Below are 23245 nucleotides of genomic sequence, written 5' to 3'. Positions count from 1 at the left end.
CGGAGCTCATCCGTCGTCCCAGTCGTCGAATGCCTCACTGGGCCTGGACGTACGGGGCCGGGACGGCCGGCGCTCGTCCGGGTCCCGTTCCGCCGCGGATTCGACCCGGGTCGGTTCGTACACATGCGGGGGGTCGTCGCTCCGGTCCGGGCCGCCGCGCGCGCTCGCTCCCTCCGCGTCCCAGGAGGGCCGGTCCGGCTCCGGTCGCGCGGGCGCTTCCCCGAGCGCGGGTCGCTGCGGCCCGCGCTGGGGCAGCACCCGGTCGACGACGCCACCGAGCACGCCACCGGTGCTTTCCCGCAGGTACTGCAGCACCTCGTACATCGGCTCTCCGATGTCATGGCGCTCCAGGACCCCGGTGTCGATGAGCCGGTTGAACACCGCGAGGAAGTCGGCCTGGCCCTCACGCCGCTCCTGCCGGATCGCGCGACGGATCTCCCACTGCTTGTCCGGGTTCTGCGCCATGTGGTGGGCGATCTCGGCCTCTTCGCCGCTCCGCAGCAGGATCTCCAGTTCACGCGCCCGATCGGCGACCAGCCGCCGTTCATGGGCGTCCTTGCGCCGCTGGGCCTCCGCCATGCGCTCGTCCTTGGCCATGTCCAGATCGACCTCGTGCCGCTGCTGGACCTTCCTCTGGACCACCTTGCTCAGATCGATGAAGACATGGACGCGGGTGCGCAGGCCGAGATCGCGGCCCAGGGCCAGCCGGCCCGCGCTCAGTTCGTCACGCACCGCCTCGTCGGCGCGCTGTGCCTCGGTGAGTGCGAAGCGCCGCGATACCGCGCGCAGCCCGTCGAGGAGTTCGTCGTGCAGCAACTCGGCTACGTCCCAGACCCGTTGGGTGACCACCAGATACGGGTCGGTGACCTCCCAGTGCACCTTCGCCGACGCGTCGAAGAAGACTCCGTCGCCGGCGGCGGGCAGCCGGAGGTCGAATTCGGTGACGTTCCGGCCGAGCAGCACCTCGAACACGGTGTACGCGCGGCTGAGCCACTGTCTCTGGTGGTTCTCGCGGCGCTCCGGCCACACCACGCTGTGCCCGCCGTTTCCGTACATCACCACCGCGGCGATCTGGCCGCTCCGGCGTTTGTACGGCGGCGAGCACTCCCGTACGAGCGGCCCTTTCGGACGCTCCCGGTGCTGTTCCCTTTCCTGCTCCGGGCGCTGCTGTTGGCGAAGTTCCCGTTCCTGCGCCCAGTTCTGCCCAGGCTGCTGCATCTGCCGTTGCTGGTGCTGCTGTCCTTGTTGCTGCTGTCCTTGGCGCTGCTGTGCCGCCTTCGGCCCCTCGTCGGCCCCGGGAGTGGTCATCGATCGGCTCCTTCTCCCACGGCGTCCCACATCCGGCTGGCCGCGGCCCTGTTCAGTGGTCTGTCGCGGTCTCTGACGAGGTCCTCCAGCAGACTTCGCAGCCGGTCGCGGTCCCGGCGCTGTTCGGCGAGCAGCGGCAGAAAGTCACAGACCAGCCGGAGTGCTTCCTCGTTGCGGGAGGCCCGGCGCAGCAGGCTGCCCAGCTCGTCGAGCGCCGTCTCGCCGGCGCGGGCGGTGGCGAGGGTGTGTCGCAGCAGGGCCGCCAGCTCCGGCGCGAGCTGCGGCCGGGTCGCCAGCAGCGCGACGAGCAGCGGCTGTGCGTCGTACGGCTCCAGTTCCGGGACCTCCCTCAGACCCCAGAGGTAGGTGGTGCGCATCGTGAGCGTCCCGATCATGGAGATCAGCACAAGATTGGCAAGCTTCCGGCGCCCGTCCTTCAGCCAGTCGGCGAGCCGGCCGGTCACCGTCTCGGGCTCACCGGAGGCGAGCAGCCGCATAACGCTGAACGAGGCCGTGCCGAGCACGTCGACGTCGTCGTCCTTCTGCCTGCGCACCACACTGACCAGGGCGTCGAGCGAGGCGCTGACCGAGCCGGCCGGCAGGACATAGCCGTGGGCCAGCACGGCGGTGGCGAGCAGCGCGTCGTCGTCGCTCTTCGCCCACTCCTTCACCAGCGACTTGACCGCCGGCTGTACCTTCGGGTCGCGCGCCGCCTCGGCGAGCGCCGTCGCCGCCGCCATCTGCGGTACGGGGTTGTCCAGTGCGGCCATGGGGCGCACCAGTTCACCGAATCCGTAGATCCAGTCCCAGGAGCAGAGAACACCTGCCGCGATGGAGGCGCGCACCCATATCTCGGGGCGCGGGTCGTCGCACAGGATCCGCAGCCAGCGCGCCATGGGGCCGCGGACATTGTGGTAGCCGTGCCACACCTCGCGGAGCACGGCCGTGGCCAGGCTCTCGCCCTGGAACCGGATGGCGCGCATCGGGACCCGGGCGTCTCCGAGGTCGATCTCGCCGTCCTCCAGTACGGACCGGGCGACCATCGGGCGGATCTCGGCGTGCGTGCCGAAGAGCCGTCGACCCACGGGCTGTTCCGGGTCCAGGGTCACCGCCAGCTCCCACGCGAGCAGTTCGGCGGCTTCCGCGGTAAGGCTGTAGGCGGAGCCGTTGAACACGGCCACGGCGATCCGGAAGGCGGCGGCGCTGAGCGTCGGCAGTGCCTCGGGGAGCATGCCGGGCCGGTCGGCGCCGGCGAACCACGCCCGCGCCTGTGCCCGGACGAATGTGGCGCAGTCGTCGAGCAGTTGCTCGTCCGTCAGCTCGCCCTTCTGACGGCGGGCCAGATGGTCTGCGAGCCGTGCGGCCTCGCGGGGCCGCAGTTCGTCGAGGCCGAGGGCCTCGGTGACATCGGAACGCCCGGCGAGCGCCCGCGCGCTGTCGAGGGCGCCTTCGGGCTCGCTCTTCAGCAGCACCCGCAGATGACGGTGGAGCACCTCCTCGGCGGGTGCGGGCGGACAGTACATGCCGTAGCGGCCGCGGAGCAGCCGGTCGGCCAGGTCTCCGCTCTCGACCAGCACCACTCCGTACGCATTGGACTTGCGCAGCAGTTCGCTGAACCTGTCGAGGTGGAGCTCGGAGAGGCGGCTGGGCCTGCGGGGCTCCTTGCGGGTCTCGCCACGGTGGCGCTCGGGCTCCCGGCGTCCGTCGTCCGGCGGCAGCTCCAGGAGATGGCCGGCACCGGCTTCGATCATCTGCTCGGTGATCTCGTGCACCGCGTGGCTCGGATCCAGGCGGGTCACTTGATTGTCCGCCAGTTCGGAGAGCAGGGCGAGGGCGGTGGCCTTGCGGCCGCTTCCGGATTCGCCGCACAGCACCAGAAGCCCGTCCGTACGCAGGAGTTGCTTCATCCGGTGGTAGCCGGAGGCCTCGCAGTAGACGTCGGCGAGGTGCTTCAGCGCCTCCAGCGGGACCGAGCCCTGGACCACGGGCGGGCTGCTGTCGGGGCCGAACTGGCCGATGAAGTAGTTCCCTTCGAATACCTGGCCGTCGCCGCTGATCTCATAGGTGCGTTCGGCGCGGCCCGGCGCGAAGGTGCGGCGCGCGGCGTGTGCGGTGCCGGCGCCGCCGGTACCGCCCGAACCGCCCAGCGGGTTGCGTCCGGCCTGCTCGAAGGGGTTGGCCTCGGGCTGCTGCTCCGTTGTGTCGGCACCGCTGTTCTCCGAACCGGAGGCCGACGGCGACTGCGGTTCCTCGTTCTTCTCGTCCTGCGGCGGGGAGTCGTCATGGTCGCTCATGCGTCGCCTCCCTTGCCGCGGGCGGAGCGGTCCCGGCCCTTGTTGATGCCGGTGAATCCGCCGCGGATCTCATTGCCCTCGAAGATCTGCATATCTCCCTGGGCGTTGTACTGATTCGCGTAGTCCGGATCCGCACAGTCCTGATCCGCACAGTCCTGATCCATCAGCGACGGGGCGCCCGGAACCGGGTCGCCGGGTGTCCGGCCGCCGGACGTAGGTGGCGGTGGGCCGTCCCCCTTCACCGGCCCACCGCCGGTCTGCTCCGCTGCCCGGTCGCCGAGCGGCGGCTCGGGCCAGCGGGGTATGTGGAACCAGGCGGTCTCGTCGGTCTCCTTGTACTGGACCGGCGCCTGGCGGTAGTGACCCGGTTCGACGTAGCGCCCGCCCTCGGCGACCACATTCACGTACAGCCAGTCGGAGACCACGATCAGCAGGTCGGCCTTGTCGGCAGTGGTCATGATCTGCTTCGCCGTGGGGCTGTCGCAGAGCCGGCAGGCAAGATCCACCGCACGTCCCACGAGGCCCTTGCCGTCGTCGAGGACGAGGCCGGCGTTCATGCCGACGCGTAAGCGCAGTGGCCGTGCGCTGCCGTTGTTGAGTTCCCGCAAGCTCTCGTACAGGGTGTCGACCCACCGGCCGACCATGAGGGTCGGCGGCACCTCGGGCCGCAGGGCCACGAGGATGCCGTCTCCCCTGTCCTCCTGGTGGACCCGCCCCGGCTCGATACCGACGGACGCGTGCGCCTCGGTGAACGCCTCGTACATGGCGGAGCGCATCCGCTTCTTGGCTTCCAGACCCAACTTGCCCGATCCACAGGCGTCTCCGAAGATCACCAGTCTGTGGACGGCTCCCGCACTGCTCACTAGGACTCCCTGCGTGCTGTGGCGCTTGGTGACAGGTCAACTCTGGGCGCGCGCGGCGGCCGGCGATGTAGCGGTTTACACAGTCGGCGGAGATTTCTCGGGCGGCTGTGTCCCGAGTGGCTGCCCGCGGCCCTGGGCGAGGAGGAGCAGCACCTGCATATCGGTGACGATCACCCGGCGGTTGGCCGTACGGACCACGTCCTGCTCCCGCAGCAGGCGGAGCGCCTTGGCGACCGCCTCTCGGGTCGCTCCTATGGCTGCCGCCAAGTCGTGCTGCGGCAGCGGGAGTTGCAGAACGGTGCCGTCTTCGCCGCGGCGGCCGGCCCGCTCGGCGAGCTCCACCAGCCGGGCGGCGAGCCGCTGCAGCACGGTGCCGGAGGCGAGGGAACGGCGCTCGATGTCCGCGCTGCGCAGCCGCGTGCTCAGCTGGCGCATGATCAGCGAGGTGGCGTGCGGTCTGGCGGCCAGGAAGCCCCTGAACCGGACTCCGGACACGGCCACCGCCTCCACCCGGCCGAGTGCGGTGACGGTGGCACTGCGCGGCCCCTGATCGACGGCGGCGAGATCGCCCACGACCTCGCCCGCACCGCGCAGGGCGAGTATCAGCCGGGCGCCGCGCTCCGTCTCGACCGAGACAACGGCCCATCCGGAGAGCAGCGCCAGCACATACGTCGTCGTGTCGCGTTCGCGGATCATCACGTCACCGGGTTCGTACGCCCGCGGTGCACCCGCGCCGAGCAGCGCACGGCGGTCCTGAAGGGTGAGGGCGTCGAGGAACGAGCGGTCCTGGCCGAACAGACTCATCGTTCCCCCACAACGATCCATCTGGCCCTTTCCGGGGGACCACGCGATCTGCTGGTGTGCTCTTCCTCCCGCGTCACGTGGCGCCCTCAGCACCAGAATCGATGGCTTGAATCGCGTCACGCGGTGGGGTGAAAACGCTAGGTGCTCGTCGAGACAGACGTCAACGAGAACGAACCGTGCGCCCCCTCGACCGCACCTGTGCGCCCCTTTTACAGCCGCGGGTCGACCGGTTTACAGCCGCGGGTCGACCGGCTCCGACTCCAGTGCGAGCACCGCGAAGACCGCTTCATGAATCCGCCACAGCGGCTCGCCGTCGGCCAGCCGGTCCAGGGCCTCGAGCCCCAGCGCGTACTCCCGCAGCGCCAGCGAGCGCTTGTGGTTGAGGAACCGGTTGCGCAGCCGCTCCAGGTTCTCCGGGCGGGTGTATTCGGGGCCGTAGATGATCCGCAGGTATTCGCGGCCGCGGACCTTGATGCCCGGCTGCACCAGTCGGCCCTTCTCGTCGCGCGCGAGTGCCTGGAGCGGCTTGACGACCATGCCCTCGCCGCCTCTGCCGGTCATCTCCAGCCACCAGTCGACACCGGCGCCGACCGAGGCCTCGTCGCCGGTCTCGACGACGAGGCGCCGGGTGACCTGGAGCAGGCCGGTCGGGTCATGCTCCACCAGCCGGTCCAGCCATGCCAGTTGCTCGTCGTGCGGTACGGCGGCGAGCGAACGCCCCTGTACCGCGAGGATCTGGAACGGAGCGAGACGCACCCCCTTCAGCCCCTCGGTCGTCCAGCAGTAGCGCCGGTACGCGTCGGTGAACGCGGCGGCGTCGGCGGCGCGTTCACGCTGCTCGGCCAGGAGTCCGTCCACATCGACGCCGCGCCCGACGGCAGCCTCGAGAGCCGCCGTGGCACCGGGGAAGACGGCGCCGGACGCGGCGCCGACCGCCGCGTACTGCGAGCGCAGCAGTCCGGCCGCCTTGAGCGACCAGGGCATCAGCTCGGCGTCGAGCAGCAGCCACTCCGTACCGAACTCGTCCCACAGGCCGGCCGCGGTGACAGCCGTACGCAACCGGTCGAGGACCGCCTCGGTGACGGACTGGTCGTCGAAGAAGGGCCGTCCGGTACGGGTGTGCAGCGCGCCGGTGGGGCCGTCGACCCCGAACCGCTCGCGCGCGGCCACGGCGTCACGGCAGACGAGCGCCACCGCCCGCGAGCCCATGTGCTTCTCCTCGCACACGACCTTGGCGATGCCGTCCGCCCGGTACTGGGCGAAGGCCTCGGCCGGGTACTCCAGATATCCGGGCTCCTTCGATGTCGCGGTCGGCGACATGGTCGGCGGAAGGTAGGCGAGCAGTCGCGGGTCGACGGCGAAACGGCTCATGACCTCGAGCGCCGCCGCGGCGTTCTCCTCGCGCACACCGATACGCGCCATGTGCCGGGTCTCCACGACCCGCCGGCCCTGCACATCGGCGAGGTCCAGGGGACGGCCCTCGCGGCCGCCCGGCGCCTCGGTGGTCAGCGGCTTGGCCGGCTCGTACCAGACCTTCTCGGCCGGTACGTCGACGAGCTCGCGCTCCGGCCAGCGCAGCGCGGTCATCCTGCCGCCGAAGACCGCTCCGGTGTCCAGGCAGATGGTGTTGTTGATCCACGAGGTGCTGGGCACGGGTGTGTGCCCGTAGACGACGGCTGCCCGTCCTCGGTAGTCCTCCGCCCACGGGTAGCGCACGGGCAGGCCGAACTCGTCGGTCTCGCCGGTCGTGTCGCCGTACAGCGCGTGTGAGCGGACCCGTCCCGAGGTGCGCCCGTGGTACTTCTCCGGCAGACCGGCGTGGCAGACCACGAGCTTGCCCTCGTCGAGTACGTAGTGGCTGACGAGTCCGTCGATGAACTCCCGCACCTGCTCGCGGAAAGCGTCGTCCTCCTTCTCCAGCTGCTCGATGGTCTCGGCGAGTCCGTGCGTGTGCTGGACGTTCCTGCCCTTGAGCCAGCGTCCGAGCTTGTTCTCGTGGTTGCCGGGCACGCACAGGGCATTGCCGTCGGCGACCATGCTCATCACGCGGCGCAGCACACCGGGGCTGTCGGGTCCCCGGTCGACGAGGTCGCCGACGAAGACCGCCGTGCGCCCTTCGGGGTGAGCACCGTCCTGGTAGCCGAGCTTGGCGAGCAGGGTCTCCAGCTCGGAGCGGCAGCCATGAATGTCGCCGATGATGTCGAACGGGCCGGTGAGGTGCCTGAGGTCGTTGTAGCGGCGCTCGAGGACGACCTCGGCGCTCTCGACCTCCTCCACGTTGCGCAGGATGTGCACCTTGCGGAAGCCCTCGCGCTCCAGTCCGCGCAGCGAGCGGCGCAGTTCGCGCCGGTGGCGCTGGATGACATGGCGGGGCATCCCGGCCCGGTCGGGGCGTGCGGCGTTGCGTTCGGCGCAGACCTCTTCCGGCATGTCGAGGACGATCGCGATGGGCAGCACGTCGTACTGGCGCGCCAGCTGCACAAGCTGCCGGCGGCTCTCGGGCTGCACGCTGGTGGCGTCGACGACGGTCAGCCGCCCGGCCGCGAGCCGCTTGCCCGCGATGTAGTGCAGTACCTCGAACGCGGCACCGCTCGCGCTCTGGTCGTTCTCGTCGTCGGCGACGAGCCCGCGGCAGAAGTCGGAGGAGATGACCTCGGTGGGCTTGAAGTGCTTACGGGCGAAGGTGGACTTGCCGGAGCCGGTGGCTCCGATGAGGACGACGAGGGACAGGTCGGTCACCGGGAGCGTGCGCTTCGCCGGCGCGGTGGTCGGAGTGGTGCTGGTCATGCGGCCTTCGCCTCCTTCTCGGCCTCGGTCTTGTCGGTGTTCCGGTTCTCGTCGGAGTTCCGGTTCTTGCCGGTGTTTCGGGTCCTGCCGGTGTTCTTGGTCTTCTCAGTCTCGTCGCTCCTGGTGAAGACAGCCATCTGGGTGGGCGGCCCCACCTCGGGGTCGTCGGGCCCCACGGCGACGAACTCGACGCCGTAGCCGTCCCGTTCGCCGACGGCATGCGCCCAGGAGCGGAATTCCGCGCGCGTCCACTCGAAGCGGTGGTCGCCGTGGCGCACATGCCCGGCGGGCAGCGTCTCCCAGCGGACGTTGTACTCGACGTTCGGCGTTGTCACGACCACGGTCTGCGGCCGGGCGGATCCGAACACCGCGTACTCCAGCGCGGGCAGTCGCGGCAGATCGAGGTGCTCGATGACCTCACTCAGCACGGCGGCGTCGTACCCGCCGAGCCGCTTGTCGGTGTACGTGAGCGAACCCTGCAGCAGCTTGACGCGCGCGGCCTGCCGCTCGCCCATCCGGTCCAGCTTCAGCCGGCGCCCTGCGATGGTGAGCGCCCGCACGGACACGTCCACCCCGACGATCTCGGTGAAGCGCACATCCTTGAGCAGCGCCTGCACCAACTGGCCCTGCCCGCAGCCCAGGTCGAGCACCCGGCTCGCTCCGGCCGTGCGCAGCGCCTCAAGAATCGCGTCCCGCCGCTGCTCGGCGAGCGGCACCGGCTTCTCCTCGGTGTCCGTCGTCTCGTCCACGGCGTTGTCCACGTCCTCGACCTCGAGGTCGTCGGCCTCGGCAAGCCGCACCAGCTCAAGACGTTCCATCGCCTGCCGGGTCAGCCCCCAGCGGCGCGACAGATAGCGGCTGGTGATCAGCTTCTGCTCGGGGTGCTCGGCCAGCCAGCCCTCGCCCGCCCGCAGCAGCTTGTCCACCTCGTCGGGAGCGACCCAGTAGTGCTTGGCGTCGTCGAGCACCGGCAGCAGGACGTACAACTGCCGCAGCGCGTCGGCCAGCCGCAGCTCCCCTTCGAGCACCAGCTGTACGTAGCGGGACTCGCCCCATTCGGGGAACTTCGCGTCCAGCGCCACCGGCTCCGCCTCGACCGAGGCCCAGCCCAGCGGCCCGAAGAGCTTTCGGACCAGCTCGGCGCCACCGCGCGCGGGCAGCGCGGGCACCTCGACGCGCAGCTGCATCGGCTCCTCGGCGCGCCCGGGCAGCGCGGCGCACACACCCCGCAGGGCGCTCTTGAACACGGTGCTCAACGCGACGGCCAGCAGCGAAGACGCGGCGTACGGCCGGTCGTTGACGTACTGCGCGAGCGCCGAATCCGGCGCGCCACCACGGCCCTTGCCCTTGCCTCGTCGCACCAGCGCCACCGGATCCACCTCCAGCAGCAGCGCGGACGTGCAGCGTTCGGCGGATGCCTCGGGGTAGAAGACATGCGCCGTACTGTGCGAGGTGGAGAACGTCTGCGCCTTGTCGGGATGCTTGTGCAGCAGAAAGCCGAGGTCGGTGGCTGGACGTTCGGGCGTACCGGTCGTACTGATCGTCAGGAACATCCGACGTACCTCTTTGACCTTCGCTCATACGGGCTGAAACGGCTGTGACCTGCTAGGACGGGTTTCAGAGGCTATCGGAGGCAGTCAGAGGCAACCACTGAGTTTCGGACCCGGATTCGATCCGGTCCGCTCGGAGCCAGGCATACGAAGGCCCCCAGGACAGCAATCCTGGAGGCTTCGCTCGGCACCGATCGGAGGCCGGTTCCGGACACCACCCCTGGTTTGCCCTCCGGCGAGGGGGAGCCCGGTCCAGGTTCGGGGAGGGGTTCGGCGCTACAGGCCGATGTCCCGGCGGCTCATGTCGTCCAGCGATTCACGGCGTATGAGCATTCGTGCCTGGCCGTCCGAGACGGCGACGACGGGCGGGCGGCCGACAAGGTTGTAACCGGAGGCCATGGACAGGTGGTACGCACCGGCCGCGGGTACCGCGAGCAGGTCGCCCGGGCGTACGTCACCGGACAGTGGCACACCGTCCGCCAGTACGTCGCCCGCCTCGCAGTGCCGGCCGACCACAGTGACAAGGCGGGGCGGGACCGACGAGGGGCGGCCGATGAGCCGGGGCGCGTACCGCACCCCGTACAGCGCCGGCCTGGGTTGTCGCTCATGCCGCCGTCGACGGCGACGAAGGTGTGCTCCCCGGTGCGCTTGACCGCGAGGACCCGGTAGATGGCGACCCCGGCGGGGCCGATCACCGCCCGGCCCTGCTCCAGGGTGAGCCGGGGCACGGGCAGCTTGGCCTTGGCGCAGCCGTCCTCGAGTTCGGCGCGGATCCGGCCGGCCAGGATGCCCACATCGTGGCTCTGCTCGCCGGGCCGGTAGGCGATGGCGTGCCCGCCGCCGATGTCCAGCTGTGGGAGGGCGATGCCGTGCTGGTCCCGTATCCGGACCATCAGACCGATCATGCGCCGCACCGCGGCCACGTACGGCTTGACCGTGGCGACCTGCGAGCCGATGTGGCAGTGCAGCCCGACGAGCTCCAGAGGCGGCTGGCCGAGGACCCGGGCCACGGCATGCTGGGCGGAGCCGTCCGTGATGGAGAGGCCGAATTTCTGGTCGTCCGTGCCGGTGCGTACCTTGGCGTGCCCGCCGGCGGCGATGCCCGGCACCACCCGAATCATGACCTGCTGGCGGGTGCCCGCGGGTGTGATCGCGGACAGCCGGGCGATCTCCGATGCGCTGTCCACGACGATGCGTCCGACGCCGGGCCGGACGGCGGTGAGCAGGTCCTCGGGGCTCTTGGCGTTGCCGTGCATCACGATCTTCTCCGGCGGGAAGTGGGCGCGCGCCGTGCGCCCCATGGTGATCGTCTTCATCCTGGTGGCGTTCCTGGTCACCTGGATCTTCGACGCCGACGTCGACGCCCAGGGCGGTGCCTACGCCACCGGCGTACTGGTGCTCATCTGCTCCGCGGCGATCGCGGTGACCATCGCCGCCCACCGCGCCCGACAGCGCAACTGGACGATCGCCTTCGCCGTCATATCGGCGGTCTTCCTCTACACCACCGTCCTCAACGTCATCGAACGGCCCGACGGTGTCAAGATCGGCGCCTGCTTCATCGCCGGGATCATCCTCGTCTCGCTCCTGTCGCGGCTCGCCCGCGCCTTCGAGCTGCGTGTCACCAGCGTGACGCTGGACGACATGGCGGAGCGGTTCGTACGCGACATCGCCAACCGCAGGATCCGGTTCATCGCCAACGAACCCGACAACCGCGATCTCGCCGAGTACCGCGAGAAGATCGATCAGATCCGGAAGGACAACGACGTCCCATCCCAGGAGGACTTCGTCTTCGTCGAGGTGACCGTGCTCGACCCCTCGGAGTTCGAGGCCGGTCTGAACATACGCGGTGAAGTGCTGCACGGCCGCTACCGCGTCCTGACCCTGGAGAGTTCCTCCATCCCCAACGCCCTCGCCGCGCTGCTCCTCCACGTACGCGATAGAACCGGACAGCAGCCGCACGTCTACTTCGAATGGACCGAGGGCAACCCCTTCACCAACTTCCTCCGCTTCTTCCTCTTCGGCCAGGGCGAAGTCGCCCCCGTCACCCGCGAAGTCCTGCGCGAGGCCGAACCCAACCGGTCGAGGCGACCTCGCGTCCACGTCGGCTGAGCTGCGCCGCGCTACGGCAATCGGAGCACGCGTCGCCGCGAGGCCCGCGTGAGCGGTAGGGGCCCGGAAGGAGGGCGGACGGCTCCCGCTTCCCCTTGAGCGCCGACCTCCGCGTGTCGTCGCGATTGGACGGACGTATTGTCCGTATATGGGTGATGGTGGGTGTGGCTGGCGCGGCGCAGCCCTGCCGGAGTCGGCGGGACGTGGCCGCCGCCCGCCGGGGCCGGCTGGGGGGCGTCATTGTGCTGTGGTTGCCGGGGTTCCGCAGGGGGCGGGGCAGCTGGTGCGCTCGGCGGTGCCGGCCGACCGGCAGGCCAGTGCGAGCCGGGCGGAGATCGGGGCGGGCCTGGGCCTCGTTGGTGTGGCGGCCAGGGCGCGTTTCGGTCGGATGCGGGGCTCTGCGCCGACCGATGCCGATGCCGATGCCCGAGGAGGCTGAATGAGCCAGAACCGGGCCGGCTTCCGTGCCGATGCGGGTCCCGGCAGGCAGCTGATGGACGCCGCGTTGATGGACGTGGTGCGGGAGAGCGTCGCGTCCAGGGGCATGCTGTATGTGCTGCCGCCGGGCGGGAACGCTCTGTGGCTGGCGGCGGTGACGGGGACTCCGCGTGAGATCGCGGCTCCGTGGACGCGGGTGGGGCTGGCCAATCCGATTCCGGTGGCGGACGCCGTGCGGGAGCGGCGCCTGGTCTGGGTCGGCGGCATGGAGGAGATGGCTCGCCGTTACCCGCGATTGTCGCTCGTGCTGCCTTATGACTTCGCGTTGGCTGCTGCCCCACTGGCTTCCGGCAGCACGGTGTGGGGCGGGCTGGTGCTGCTGTGGCCGGGGGCGCATGCGCCGCAGCTGAGCCCCGGCGAGCGTGACGCCATTGACGCAGGCTGCCACCGTCTGGGCCGCATCCTGCGGGAGGTTGCCGATCACGGCGACCTGGTGCCGCAGGACCGGCCGCGGATCCTGGTCCCAGTGCGCGGCCGCGCACTGGGACCGGCCGAGGAGATGGCTGCGTTCATCGACCGCCTGCCCGGCGGGTCCTGTGCGCTGGACCTGAGCGGCCGGATCACCTTCATCACCACAGGGGCCGCCGACCTCGTCGGAGCCGACGCCGGCGATCTGCTGGGCGCCCGGCCCTGGGAGGCGCTGCCGTGGATGGACGTCCCCGAAGTCGAGTACCGTTACCGGGCTGCGCTGGTCGGCCAGCTGCCCACCGCGTTCACGGCGCTGCGCCCGCCGGATACGTGGCTGTCGTTCGAGCTGTATCCGGACGCTTCCGGCATCAGCGTCCACATCGCCCCCAGCAGCCCCGTCGAGGACGGTCCTGCCACCCGGCCCGCGGCGGCCGCCGGACCGAGCCGCGCCACTGTGCTCTACCACTTGATGCACCTGGCCGCCACGCTCACCGAGGCCGTCGGTGTGAAGGACGTCGTGGACCAGACGGCCGACCAGCTCCTGCCCGCACTCGGGGCGCAGGCCATGGCATTGATGGCCGCGGAGGAGGGCCGTCTGAAGATCCTCGGCTACCGCGGCTACGACGACGCACTCATGGACCACTTCGACGCCATCCCTTTGACGTCGGACATCCCCGCTGCCCGCGTGCTGGCCAGCGGCGTCCCGAGCTTCGTCGCCAGTTTCGACGACCTCAAGCGCGCCTACCCTCCGGCCGTGGATGAGGACGGCATGGCGTCCTGGGCCTTTCTGCCGCTGATCGCTTCCGGCCGCACGATCGGCTCCCTCGTCCTCGCCTACGACCGGCCCCAACGTTTCCCGCCCACCGAACGCGCGGTCCTCACCTCACTGGCCGGACTGATCGGTCAGGCCATGGACCGCGCCCGCCTTTACGACACACAGCACAACGTCGCCCACCGCCTCCAGGCCGCCCTGCTGCCCCACACCCTCCCCCACATCCCAGGCCTGAACGTGGCCGCCCGCTACCTGCCCGCCGGACACGGCCTGGAAGTCGGAGGCGACTTCTACGACCTCATCCGCCTCAATGACACCACCGCCGCCGCGGCCATCGGCGACGTCCAGGGCCACAACATCGACGCCGCCGCCCTCATGGGACAGGTCCGCACCGCTGTCCACGCCCACGCCACCATCGGCGTGCCCCCCGGCGACGTCCTCAGCCGGACCAACCGTCTGCTCATCGATCTCGACCCGGGCCTGTTCACCAGCTGCCTCTACGCCCACCTCGACCTGGCCCGCCACGCCCTCTGTCTGGCCAGCGCAGGCCACCCCCGGCCCCTGGTGCGCCACGCCGACGGCCACACCGAAGTCCTGCGCGTCCCTCCCGGCCTTCTGCTCGGCATCGACCCAGCAGCCGACTACCCGGCCCTGGAGCTCCCCCTGCCGCCCGGCTGCGTGCTCCTCCTCTACACCGACGGACTCATCGAAGAACCCGGAGTCGACCCCGACGACGCCATCGCCGCGCTCGCCGGACTCCTCGAACACGCAGACGCCGGCAACCTCGATGCCATGGCCGACACCCTGATCCGGCACGCCCCCGCCCCCGTCGACGACATCGCCCTGCTTCTCATCAGCCTCCAACAGACCCTCGAATGACCAGGCACCACCGCCCCCTGCCGGTGCTCGCCGCCGATCGCTTCGGCGAACCCGCGGGCGACCCCGAGAACGAACCCGTGCTGGTGTCGGCCAGCACGATCGCGTTCTCGACAATGTTGGCGACCGCCCGCTCCAGCAGGCCCGGGTCGACGGCGACCATCGGCTGGTCCGGCTCCGAAGTCCCCGTCCTTTGTCACCGCTGCGACTCACACACGTGCACGAACCCCTCACCCCTACGGCTGGGCACCACCGCGGAAAATGAGCCCCGGTGCGGGCGGTTGCCCGGGCCGGATAACCCCGCGGCGGACCGGCTCCGCAGTCCGTCCACGGCGGACCGGCCCTACAGCTCGCCTTCCGCAGAGGTCGCGAGTGCCGCGAGCTCCTCGATCTGTCCCGGTCCCACCCGGCAGCAGCCGCCGACCAGCCGGGCCCCGGACGCCAGCCAGTCCCGCACTCTCAGCGGGTCGTAGGTGACTCCGCCGCGCCACGCCCCCCGGGCAGCGTCCCACCGCTCTCCGCTGTTCGGGTAGACGACCACCGGCTTGCCCGTCACCGCCGCCGCGAGCTCCACCGCACGGTCCGCGTCACCCGGCTCGCAGCAGTTCACCCCGACGGCGATCACCTGCTCCCGTCCCGCGGCGAGAGCGAAGGCCGCAATCAGCTCCTGGCCTGCCCGGGTCCGCTCACCGGCGATGCTGTACGAGAGCCAGACCGGCACCCCGCACCCCTCGACCGCCCGCAGCAGCGCCTCCGCCTCGTCCGCGTCCGGCACCGTCTCCAGGGCGAGCACATCGGGGCCCGCCGCCGCCAGGGCTTCGATCCTCGGCCGGTGGAAGCGCTCCAGCTCCGGCACGGACAGCCCGTACCGGCCCCGGTACTCGCTGCCGTCCGCGAGCATCGCGCCGTACGGCCCCACCGAGGCCGCGACCCATACCTCCCGCCGAGCCGCGTCACCCGCACTCCGCGCCAGATCCACGCTGCGGGCGAGCAGCTCCGCGGCCTGCTCCCGCGCCACGCCTCTGCGCGCGAAGCCCTCGAAGGTGGCCTGGTAGCTGGAGGTGATGAGGACCTGGGCGCCCGCTCGTACATACGCCGTGTGGGCCGCTTCGATCTGCCGTGGATCGTCGGCCAGCAGCCGTGCCGACCAGAGGCCGTCGGCCAGATCGCAGCCCTGTGCCTCCAGCAGGTTGGACAGCCCGCCGTCGAGGACGACGACCCCTTCGGCGAGCGCGGCGGCGAGTGTACGGCCGGGTTTCACGAGAACTCCCGGGTGCTCGGGTCGGCAGCGGCTCAGCCCAGCTGGGACTGGACCTGCGACGAGATCAGCTCAAGATGGTCCAGGTCATCGAGGTCCAGCACCTGGAGATAGATCCGGGACGAACCGATCGCGCCGTACCGCCCGATCTTGTCGACAACTTCGGCGGGCGAGCCGGCCAGCCCGTTCGCCTTCAGCTCGTCCGCCTCACGTCCGATGACCGCCGCTCGGCGTGCCACCTCCGCGTCGTCCTTGCCCACGCAGACGACCAAGGCGTTGGAGTACACCAGGTCGTCCGCCCCGCGTCCCGCCGCCTCGGCTGCGGCGCGGACCCGGCCGAACTGCCGCTCGCTGTCCTCGATGGAGGCAAACGGAAGGTTGAACTCGTCGGCGTACTGCGCGGCCAGCCGTGGGGTGCGGCTCGCGCCGTGCCCGCCGATCAGCACCGGCACCTTCCCCTGGGCGGGCTTGGGCAGCGCGGGCGAGTCGGCCAGCTGATAGTGCGTGCCCTCGTACGAGAAGGTCTTGCCGACCTCTGTGGCCCACAGTCCCGTGATGATGGCCAACTGCTCCTCCAGCCGCCCGAACTTCTCCTTCGGGAACGGAATGCCGTACGCCTTGTGCTCCTCCTCGAACCAGCCTGCGCCCAGGCCCAGTTCCACCCGGCCGCCCGACATCTGGTCGACCTGCGCGACCTGGATGGCCAGCACGCCCGGCAGCCGGAACGTCCCGGCGGTCATCAGCGTGCCGAGGCGGATCCGCTTGGTCTCGCGTGCCAGCCCGGCCAGGGTGATCCAGGCGTCGGTCGGCCCGGGCAGTCCGTCGGCGGAGCCCATGCGCAGGTAGTGGTCGGAGCGGAAGAAGGCGTCGAACCCGAGGTCCTCGGTGGCCTTGGCAACGGTCAGCAGGGTGTCGTAGCTCGCCCCTTGCTGGGGCTCGGTGAAGATTCGAAGATCCATGCATCCATCCTGCACCTTCGTACGGCCGTCAACCCCACCGTCCCTGCCATGCCCCCACCGGCTCGCCCGGGTGAAAACCTCAACCCGGCGGCCCGCAGGAAGCCGTACCCGAGGTCACGACGGCCCCGCCGCCGAGTCCACCGCATCCATCTCGTCCGCTTCCTCCACCGAGTCGGACAAGGAAGGCGAAGAAGGCGTGGAAGGGGAAGAAGGAGAGGAGCGCGGGGGGAGCAAGCGAGGCGGCGCGGGAGGCGAGTCCGACATCGTGTCCCGCGCAGCCACCGGCCCGGCTCTGCCCCGGATGGTGTCGGGCGGTCTCTCCGAATCCCGTACCGCGAGCCTGCGCAGCATTCCCCGCACCCGGTCGCTCGACTCGTCAGCGGCGTCTATCGCCTCGATGCACTGCCAGTACAGCCCCTCCTCGTCGGTGGCGCACGCGACCCCGACCAGAGCGATCCCCACATCGCCCAACAGCACTCCCAGCCCGATCAATGTCCGCCGCGCGTCCACCACCTCGGACAGCTGCGCGGCACGGACCCCGCCGCTGCGCACCATCGGATGGTCGAGCACCCCACACCCTCGACCACCGATCTCGCTGAGCCCGCGCGCCTCGCTTCTCAGCTCCTGTGGCCCGTACAGCGCCAGCCGGCTGCCGATCGCCTGGGCGAGGGCTTGCGCCTGCCAGGCCTCGGCGACAATGTCCGGCACCGCCCGGCTCTGCGCCAAGGCGTGCCGACTGAGCCCGATCAGCCGTTCCGCATCCATATGTACGCCACCCCCGTTCGTACGACTTTCTGCCCACTCAGTTCATTACCCAGAGTGAAGCTCCTTGAGTCTGAAAGCCAGGGGAATTCGGAAATCTGTGGACACCAAGGCCGTTGTGGATAACTCAACAACTCCATAGAGTGACGAAGGCCTGTGTGGAGGGGCCGCGAACCGGTCGAAAATCACTTCGCGTCGAAAATCACTTCGCCGGGAAGCGAACCTCATTCCGGTCGATCTTGTCGGAGAGCGCCGCCAGCGCGTCGATCCCGAGCACCTCGCAGAACTGCAGCAGATACGCGAGCACATCCGCGACCTCGTCCCGCACCCGATGCGCCGCCCCCTCCTTCTCCATCACTCGCGCCGACTGCTCGGGCGTCAACCACTGGAAGATCTCCACCAGTTCGGACGCCTCGACGCTCAGCGCCACCGCCAGGTTCTTCGGGGTGTGGTACGGCTGCCAGTCCCGCGCCGCCGCGAACTCGGCCAGCCTGCGCTGCAACCCCGCCACATCCAGTCCGTCTTCTCTCGTCACGGCACCAGGTCTACCACCGTCACACCGTCCACCCCGCGCGCATACGACGCATCGGCGACCGCCCCCACCAGTCGAATGTGCCCGCGCGCGCACATCTCCGCGCCCAGCGACAGCAGTTCGCGCGACTGCCGCGGGTCCAGGCAGCGGTCGAAGCCGTCCGCCAGAACGGTGAGCGACTGGTACGCCGCCGGCACCTCGGCCGCCTGGTCCATGGCCAGCACCCCCGGCCCGGTGAGCAGTACCAGCGCCAGCGCCAGATATCTCAACTCGCCCTCGCCGAGCCGCCCCACGGGCGTCGCTCCCCGTGCACCGCTCCGGCCGAGCAGCGCCCGTACCGTCCCGTCGCCGAGCTCTTCGACGGCCAGATCCGCGACGTCCCCCGCGCATCCCACCCGCGCCGCCGCGGCCAGCCGGGCATGCCGTTTGGCGCACTGGCTCCGCGTGCGGTGCAGCACCTCCGCCAGGTTGTCGCAGCCGCGCCGCAGCCTCCCCTCCCCCGCCGCCACCGGCTCGCGCATCCGCTGCGGCTGCGGGTCACAGGCGAAGACCGACCGCAGTGCCACGACGACCTGCTCGGCAGCAGCGAGGACTTGTAACTGGCCTTGCGTCTTGCCGGCCACGCGCAGCGGCAGCAGCGCCGTGCCGAGCCGGTCGTCCGGCAGCGGGGCCCGCGTCACGGTCGCGGCGCCCGCCGTGTGCCAGGCAGCTTGCACCGAGGACCGTCCGGGATCGCGCAGCGCGGTGGTCAGCAGGGTGCGCCCGCCGCTGGTCAGCCGCTCGCCCACCACGCGCAGTTCGGGTTCCGCCTGTACTGCGAGATCGAGCTGTACGGGACCGGCCGGGCCGTCGACCGTGCAGCCGATCCGAAATCCCCGTCGGCCCTGCCCGTCGGCCTCCGCCCACTCCGGCACACAGGCCGCGGGTTCCGGGAAGGCTGTTTCGAGCTCGTCGCCCGCGCCGAGCCGCGCCAGCGCCTCGTACATCTGCAGGACGCTCGACTTACCGCTGCCGCTCGCGCCCGCGAAGAGGGTCAGCGGACCGAGGGGCAGGACCACGCCCCGGTGCGATTTGAAGGCGGAGAGCCGCAGTTCGGTGACGGTGGGGCGGGTGCAGTTCGCGCCGTTGAGCAGCGTGGTTACGTCCATGAGCGGGACGGTACGCAGCACGAAATGCGCCGAACCGTTCCGCCTCGATGACCTTCCTACGAACGGGGGACGGCGGCCGCGATCCCCTCGACCTCCGTGCCGACCGGGGCGAGCAGGAAGACATTCCGGTCGACCCGGTGCATCCCGCTGCCAAGACCGAAGACCACACCACTGCTGAAGTCCAGGATGCGCTTGGCCACTTCGGTTTCGGCGCCGGTGAGGTCCAGCAGTACCGGGATCTGGGCGACGAGGTACTCGGCGACCTCGCGCGCGTCGGCGAAGACCTGCACCCGCAGCACGACAAAACGACGCTGCTCGGCGGCCGCGTAATCCTGCGGGATCGTGTTGTGGTCGACCCGCGAAGGCCACTCGTTACGACTGCGCAACGGGACGACCTGCGCCAGCCCCTCCCACTGTTCGTCGGTGACGTCGTACCTCTCGTACCTACTCATGCGCCCCATCCTCGCCCCCCTCACCCGTTCGGCCCAACAGCGACACGGGTGAGTGGGCCGCGAATCGGCTTGTTCGAATCGTCGCGAACGGCCCCGGCGCCCCCTCCGGCCGCGACCTCGGCCCCATGTCCGGGGCGAGAGGTCTGCCGGGGTCAGCCGCGTTGTCCGATCAGCTGTTGTCGTCCGGCTCGGCGCCGTGCCACACCGTGGTGACATTGCAGAACTCCTGGATACCGTGCCTCGACAGCTCCCTGCCGAAGCCGGAGCGCTTGACGCCACCGAAGGGCAGTGCGGGGTGGGAGGCCGTCATTCCGTTGAAGAAGACGCCGCCGGCGGCCATGTCGCTTGTGAACCGCTCCACTTCCCCTTCGTCGCGGGTCCACACATTGGAACTCAGTCCGAAGGGCGTGTCGTTGGCGATGGCCAGCGCCTCGTCGAGGCCGGCCGCGCGGTAGACCGTGGCGACCGGACCGAAGGCCTCTTCGTGATGGATCCGCATGCCGACGGAGATGTCGGTGAGGACGGTGGGCTCGTAGTACCAGCCCCGGTCCAGCTTCTCGGGACGCTTGGCTCCGCACCGTGCCGTCGCGCCGAGGCTCAGGGCGTCGTCGACCAGCGCTTCGAGATCCGTACGGCCCTGTTCGCTGGCGAGCGGGCCGACATCGGTGGACTCCTGCATCGGGTCGCCGACGGTCAACTCCCGTATTCCCGCGGTGAAACGCTCACAGAAGTCTTCGTACACGTCGGCGTGGACGATGAAGCGCTTGGCCGCGATGCAGGACTGGCCGTTGTTCTGCACCCGGGCCGTCACCGCAGTCCGGGCCGCCCGTTCGACATCGGCCGACGGCATCACGACGAAGGGGTCGCTGCCGCCGAGCTCCAGTACGGTCTTCTTCACCTCGTCGCCGGCGATGGCGGCGACGGAGCGCCCGGCCGGCTCGCTGCCGGTGAGTGTGGCGGCAGCCACCCTGGGATCGCGCAGGATGTTCTCGACCGCGCCGGATCCCACGAGCAGCGTCTGGAAACACCCCTCCGGGAAGCCGGCCCGGCGGAAGAGGTCCTCCAGGTACAGAGCGGTCTGCGGCACGTTCGAAGCGTGCTTGAGCAGACCGACGTTGCCGGCCATGAGCGCGGGGGCCGCGAACCGTACGACCTGCCAGAGCGGGAAGTTCCACGGCATCACGGCCAGGACAACGCCGAGCGGACGGTAGCGGACGCTGGCGCGGGAAGCACCGGAGTCCTTCAGGTCGGCGGCCGAAGGATGCTCGTCGGCGAGGAGTTCCTCGGCGTGCGCGGCGTACCAGCGCATCGCCTTCGCGCACTTCGCCGCCTCCGCGCGGGCGGCCACGATCGTCTTGCCCATCTCGGTGGTCATGGTGCGGGCGATGTCCTGCTGGTCCTGTTCCAGAAGGTCCGCGGCGCGGTTGAGCAACTCCGTCCGCCGGCTGAACTCCGTGGTGCGGTGCTGCCCGAAGGCGGTCACGGCGAGCGCCAGGCGCCGTTCGATCTCCTCGGCTCCGAGCGCGTCGAACGTCCTGAGCGTCTCTCCGGTGGCGGGATTCACCGTGGCGATGGGCATGGAGCTGTCCTCCTCGAGCTCGGTCTTTCGACACTCGCGCGGTACGCACGGTCTGGCAACGCAGAGCGCGGGTGTCGGCCGGGTGCCGGCCGGACATCCGGGCCGGCCGCACTGCCGGACGCCGGGCTCCGTACTGGCGGACTGGCGGACTCCCCGCGCTGGCGAATTCCGGGTCGGCCTGGTGTCTCCTGGACCGGACTAGCGGACTCCGCTCTCGAGCCGCAACTGGACGTCTTTCTCCTGATCGCCGGCGGCCATTCCCTCCACCTGCACGACGAACGCGGCTGCCAGCGTCTCGCCCAGCCGGTCCACCCCCCAGTAGGTGCCTTGCACACCCACTACACACGGTGCTGCCAACTGCACAGGTACGGCAGGGGCGTGCGTGGGGCCCACCTCGAACGTCGAGGTCCACACGGTTGTGTGCGGGTGGGACGTGTACTGCGGTGCATCGTCATCGGCACGGTCCGAGGCGAAGGACTGCGCCAGCACGCGGAAGACGGTGTCGGCGTCCTCCTTCGAGCAATCGCTGAGCGTGACGACGACCGGGGTCGTTTCCTGCTGATCGCTACTCACGGTCATTCCTGCCTTTCCGTACCTTGCCTGCCGATGGCCTCCAGTCCGCACGGCGGACTGGAGGCCATGGGCCTGTGATGGCCAGGTGCTTCACGCAGGCGGGGACTGCTCCTGCCCACCCATCGAGCCCATCGAGCCCTCTTGCTGGCTCTGCTCCTTCAGTCGGCGCGCCTTCTCCTGCAGCTTCTGACGCTCCTGCGGGTCAGTCGCGCGCTCCGCAGCTTCGGACAGCTGCTGCGCCTTGTCGCGCATCTGCTGCGCTCGACCTCGGGATTCGCCTGCAACGCTCATTGTCACTCCTTGACAGTAGGGAGAGCGGGCTCAACCAGCGAACCAGGACCTCGTCACCCCCGCACGTCGAACGGTGACTGTCCGCTACCGCCCCAGCTTGTGACCGCTTTCCGGCGGTGCGCAGGGCGGCCGGCACCGTGTTGACGGCCTCGGACGACCGGTCCTCGCCCGTGACGCGCCGGTGATTGTTCAGTCCGCCAGGGTTCTCCATGTTGATCTCGATCACATACGGGAAGGCGAGGTCGACGCCCACGTAGAAAATGTCGTGGCCCATCATGCGCTTGCCGAGCCGGCGTACGAACTCGCGCTCGTCGGGGGTGAGTTGCAGCACCTCGTAGCGTGCTCCCTCAGTGCGTCGGCCCGGTTGTCGTTCTCGCGGTGGAAACGGAGAAAGCCGGACACCGGGGTGTCGCCCGCAACTTGGCGGCATGGGTACGGCAGGTCCGCACGCTCAGTCCGATGCGGCGGGGCACTGTTCCGGGCGCACTATTCCGGGCTCACTATTCCGGGCGCGACGTGCGCGGTTCGACGTGGAAGTCGAACGCGACGGTGCCGGGGTCGACGGCCGTCACACCGCCGTCCACCGTGAGCACCGCTCCGTTGACGAAGGAAGCGGCGGGAGAGAGGAGCCACGCGATGGCCTCGGCGACCTCGCGCGGCTCGCCGGGGCGGCGCGCGGGAATGAGCCGGGTCGCCATCTCGTACGCCGCATCGATGCCGCGCTCGCCCGCATCGGTGCCGCGCTCCCCCGCGTCGCCACCGACCAGGCCCGCCTCGTCGGCGAAACGTGCCATCTGCCGGTCGGCCATATCGGTGCGCACCCAGCTCGGGCACACGGTGTTGGCCCGTACGCCGCGCGGCCCGTAGTCGACGGCCAGGGATCGGCAGAGCTGGAGCAGAGCGGCCTTGGACGTCGCGTACGCGGCGTTGCCCACGCCGTTGCGCAGCGCGGACACCGAAGCGACGGCGACGACCGAGCCCCGTGCCTCCAGCAAGTGCGGGAGCGCGGCGCGCTGCAGAAGGAACGGACCGGTGAGGTTGGTACGCATCACGGCCTCCCAGTCCTCGACCGACAGCTCACCCACACCGCCGCCACGCCCGATGCCCGCGTTGAGCACGAGCCCGTCGAGCCGGCCGTACGCGGCCACTGCGGTGTCCACGAGACCTTGCACGGCGTCGGGGTCACCGATGTCGGCCGGGTGGGCCAGAGCTCCGGTCTCCTCCGCGAGGCGATGCAGCGGATCGGGTCGCCGCCCCGAGACGACCACGTGGTGCCCACTCGCGCGCAGCAGCCGGGCGGTGGCGGCACCGATACCCGTTCCTCCGCCGGTGATGATGACAACGCGCTTGTCCGCCATGCCTGTTGGCCTTCCAAGTGGTCCGTACGGTCTCCGTGATCGTATGCGCGCCCGCTTCTCGCCC

Annotated in this window: 17 protein-coding genes and 3 pseudogenes; 2 read left to right on the top strand and 18 right to left on the bottom strand. The window is 70.2% G+C overall.

Annotated elements, in window-relative coordinates; genetic code table 11:
• Positions 1-6: 6 nt before the first annotated feature.
• The 7 genes and pseudogenes from OG735_RS31995 to lysA all read right to left on the bottom strand — a co-directional run.
• Positions 7-1308, bottom strand: coding sequence for a hypothetical protein (locus OG735_RS31995; RefSeq protein ID WP_327326604.1), 1302 nt, complete (start codon positions 1306-1308; stop codon positions 7-9).
• Positions 1305-3602, bottom strand: coding sequence for a hypothetical protein (locus OG735_RS31990; protein ID WP_327326603.1), 2298 nt, complete (start codon positions 3600-3602; stop codon positions 1305-1307). The genes OG735_RS31995 and OG735_RS31990 overlap by 4 nt, the downstream gene beginning before the upstream one ends.
• Positions 3599-4465 carry a hypothetical protein gene (locus OG735_RS31985; RefSeq protein WP_327326602.1) on the bottom strand — a complete coding sequence of 289 codons (867 nt, stop codon included), beginning with the start codon at positions 4463-4465 and terminating at the stop codon, positions 3599-3601. The genes OG735_RS31990 and OG735_RS31985 overlap by 4 nt, the downstream gene beginning before the upstream one ends.
• A gap of 75 nt (positions 4466-4540) precedes the next feature.
• Positions 4541-5269 (bottom strand): Crp/Fnr family transcriptional regulator, encoded by a 729-nt coding sequence (locus OG735_RS31980; protein WP_327326601.1) that lies wholly within the window; start codon positions 5267-5269, stop codon positions 4541-4543.
• A gap of 231 nt (positions 5270-5500) precedes the next feature.
• The gene (locus tag OG735_RS31975) at positions 5501-8056 is read right to left on the bottom strand and encodes a polynucleotide kinase-phosphatase (protein WP_327326600.1); all 2556 of its coding nucleotides are present in this window, start codon (positions 8054-8056) and stop codon (positions 5501-5503) included.
• Entirely contained in the window at positions 8053-9609 is a 1557-nt protein-coding gene (locus OG735_RS31970) for a 3' terminal RNA ribose 2'-O-methyltransferase Hen1 (RefSeq protein WP_327326599.1), read from the bottom strand. Before OG735_RS31970 ends, OG735_RS31975 begins: the two co-directional genes overlap by 4 nt.
• Before the next feature lie 273 nt (positions 9610-9882).
• Positions 9883-10883, bottom strand: a pseudogene (gene lysA / locus OG735_RS31965) (diaminopimelate decarboxylase); the annotation flags it as partial.
• A 1-nt stretch (position 10884) separates the two neighbouring features.
• Here lysA and OG735_RS31960 point away from each other — a divergent pair.
• Positions 10885-11715: pseudogene (locus tag OG735_RS31960) on the top strand (amino acid transporter); the annotation flags it as partial.
• Between the two features lie 493 nt (positions 11716-12208).
• Positions 12209-14272: a SpoIIE family protein phosphatase gene (locus tag OG735_RS31955; RefSeq protein ID WP_327328523.1), complete on the top strand. Its 2064-nt coding sequence runs from the start codon at positions 12209-12211 to the stop codon at positions 14270-14272.
• A 340-nt stretch (positions 14273-14612) separates the two neighbouring features.
• Here the strand turns inward: OG735_RS31955 and mmuM are convergent, their stop codons facing one another.
• The 11 genes and pseudogenes from mmuM to OG735_RS31905 all read right to left on the bottom strand — a co-directional run bounded on the left by mmuM (position 14613) and on the right by OG735_RS31905 (position 23181).
• Positions 14613-15530, bottom strand: a complete 918-nt coding sequence (mmuM, locus tag OG735_RS31950; RefSeq protein ID WP_327326598.1) for a homocysteine S-methyltransferase — start codon at positions 15528-15530, stop codon at positions 14613-14615.
• A gap of 32 nt (positions 15531-15562) precedes the next feature.
• Positions 15563-16486 carry an LLM class F420-dependent oxidoreductase gene (locus tag OG735_RS31945; RefSeq protein WP_327326597.1) on the bottom strand — a complete coding sequence of 308 codons (924 nt, stop codon included), beginning with the start codon at positions 16484-16486 and terminating at the stop codon, positions 15563-15565.
• 276 nt (positions 16487-16762) lie between these two features.
• Positions 16763-17251, bottom strand: a pseudogene (locus tag OG735_RS31940) (DUF6099 family protein); the annotation flags it as partial.
• Between the two features lie 199 nt (positions 17252-17450).
• Positions 17451-17783: a nucleotide pyrophosphohydrolase gene (locus OG735_RS31935; RefSeq protein ID WP_327326596.1), complete on the bottom strand. Its 333-nt coding sequence runs from the start codon at positions 17781-17783 to the stop codon at positions 17451-17453.
• Positions 17780-18928 (bottom strand): AAA family ATPase, encoded by a 1149-nt coding sequence (locus OG735_RS31930; protein ID WP_327326595.1) that lies wholly within the window; start codon positions 18926-18928, stop codon positions 17780-17782. The genes OG735_RS31935 and OG735_RS31930 overlap by 4 nt, the downstream gene beginning before the upstream one ends.
• Before the next feature lie 56 nt (positions 18929-18984).
• Complete coding sequence (locus OG735_RS31925) at positions 18985-19389, bottom strand: cell division protein SepF (protein ID WP_327326594.1); 405 nt, start codon at positions 19387-19389, stop codon at positions 18985-18987.
• A 160-nt stretch (positions 19390-19549) separates the two neighbouring features.
• Positions 19550-20959 (bottom strand): NADP-dependent succinic semialdehyde dehydrogenase, encoded by a 1410-nt coding sequence (locus OG735_RS31920; protein ID WP_327326592.1) that lies wholly within the window; start codon positions 20957-20959, stop codon positions 19550-19552.
• A 198-nt stretch (positions 20960-21157) separates the two neighbouring features.
• Positions 21158-21532 carry a hypothetical protein gene (locus tag OG735_RS31915; RefSeq protein ID WP_327326591.1) on the bottom strand — a complete coding sequence of 125 codons (375 nt, stop codon included), beginning with the start codon at positions 21530-21532 and terminating at the stop codon, positions 21158-21160.
• 90 nt (positions 21533-21622) lie between these two features.
• Positions 21623-21823 carry a DUF6381 family protein gene (locus OG735_RS31910; protein ID WP_327326590.1) on the bottom strand — a complete coding sequence of 67 codons (201 nt, stop codon included), beginning with the start codon at positions 21821-21823 and terminating at the stop codon, positions 21623-21625.
• Positions 21735-22253 carry a hypothetical protein gene (locus OG735_RS42080; protein ID WP_442812524.1) on the bottom strand — a complete coding sequence of 173 codons (519 nt, stop codon included), beginning with the start codon at positions 22251-22253 and terminating at the stop codon, positions 21735-21737. The genes OG735_RS31910 and OG735_RS42080 overlap by 89 nt, the downstream gene beginning before the upstream one ends.
• A gap of 70 nt (positions 22254-22323) precedes the next feature.
• Entirely contained in the window at positions 22324-23181 is an 858-nt protein-coding gene (locus OG735_RS31905; RefSeq protein WP_327326589.1) for an SDR family NAD(P)-dependent oxidoreductase, read from the bottom strand.
• Positions 23182-23245: the final 64 nt, after the last annotated feature.

It is taken from the genome of Streptomyces sp. NBC_01210, assembly GCF_036010325.1.
Taxonomy (GTDB): domain Bacteria; phylum Actinomycetota; class Actinomycetes; order Streptomycetales; family Streptomycetaceae; genus Streptomyces.
The sequence above is the reverse complement of the archived record's forward strand: the minus strand, read 5'-3'. Positions and strand labels throughout refer to the sequence as shown.

What these genes read in the sequence shown, in the direction of transcription:
- OG735_RS31995 (WP_327326604.1), bottom strand. Translation starts at nt 1,308, where the DNA reads ATGACCACTCCCGGGGCCGACGAGGGGCCGAAGGCGGCACAGCAGCGC.
- OG735_RS31990 (WP_327326603.1), bottom strand. Translation starts at nt 3,602, where the DNA reads ATGAGCGACCATGACGACTCCCCGCCGCAGGACGAGAAGAACGAGGAA.
- OG735_RS31980 (WP_327326601.1), bottom strand. Translation starts at nt 5,269, where the DNA reads ATGAGTCTGTTCGGCCAGGACCGCTCGTTCCTCGACGCCCTCACCCTT.
- OG735_RS31975 (WP_327326600.1), bottom strand. Translation starts at nt 8,056, where the DNA reads ATGACCAGCACCACTCCGACCACCGCGCCGGCGAAGCGCACGCTCCCG.
- OG735_RS31970 (WP_327326599.1), bottom strand. Translation starts at nt 9,609, where the DNA reads ATGTTCCTGACGATCAGTACGACCGGTACGCCCGAACGTCCAGCCACC.
- OG735_RS31955 (WP_327328523.1), top strand. Translation starts at nt 12,209, where the DNA reads ATGGACGCCGCGTTGATGGACGTGGTGCGGGAGAGCGTCGCGTCCAGG.
- OG735_RS31945 (WP_327326597.1), bottom strand. Translation starts at nt 16,486, where the DNA reads ATGGATCTTCGAATCTTCACCGAGCCCCAGCAAGGGGCGAGCTACGAC.
- OG735_RS31930 (WP_327326595.1), bottom strand. Translation starts at nt 18,928, where the DNA reads ATGGACGTAACCACGCTGCTCAACGGCGCGAACTGCACCCGCCCCACC.
- OG735_RS31925 (WP_327326594.1), bottom strand. Translation starts at nt 19,389, where the DNA reads ATGGGGCGCATGAGTAGGTACGAGAGGTACGACGTCACCGACGAACAG.
- OG735_RS31920 (WP_327326592.1), bottom strand. Translation starts at nt 20,959, where the DNA reads ATGCCCATCGCCACGGTGAATCCCGCCACCGGAGAGACGCTCAGGACG.
- OG735_RS31910 (WP_327326590.1), bottom strand. Translation starts at nt 21,823, where the DNA reads ATGAGCGTTGCAGGCGAATCCCGAGGTCGAGCGCAGCAGATGCGCGAC.
- OG735_RS42080 (WP_442812524.1), bottom strand. Translation starts at nt 22,253, where the DNA reads ATGCCGCCAAGTTGCGGGCGACACCCCGGTGTCCGGCTTTCTCCGTTT.
- OG735_RS31905 (WP_327326589.1), bottom strand. Translation starts at nt 23,181, where the DNA reads ATGGCGGACAAGCGCGTTGTCATCATCACCGGCGGAGGAACGGGTATC.